Origin of the sequence: uncultured Microbulbifer sp. (assembly GCF_947498635.1) — a bacterium.
Taxonomy (GTDB): domain Bacteria; phylum Pseudomonadota; class Gammaproteobacteria; order Pseudomonadales; family Cellvibrionaceae; genus Microbulbifer; species Microbulbifer echini.
The window spans coordinates 1-209 of sequence record NZ_CANMKV010000172.1 but is presented as its reverse complement, the minus strand read 5'-3'; the positions used below and the strand labels follow the sequence as shown (position 1 = coordinate 209).

General features: G+C 54.5%; 1 pseudogene. It reads right to left on the bottom strand.

The features are described 5' to 3' along the window. Window positions 1–122 (bottom strand): annotated as a pseudogene (locus Q1A69_RS20300) (helix-turn-helix domain-containing protein); the annotation flags it as partial. Window positions 123–209 lie beyond the last annotated feature (87 nt).

Sequence of the window (209 nt, the reverse complement as noted above, 5' to 3'; positions counted from 1 at the left end):
CGATGGGCACTCTCGGCACAGTAGGGGCTGCAACGACCAAGCTCGCGAGAGATGGTCTTATTGGATCTATGGAGGCGTTGTGCAATGGCTCGAGCTGAATAGCTCTGCCCATTAAGGGCCTCCGTTCTTTTAAGGTCAGCTGGTTGGTACGGGTTCCCATGAGGTTCCTGGCTTGTTTGTGTGGAAGCTTACTAGCCTACAGCCAGCTG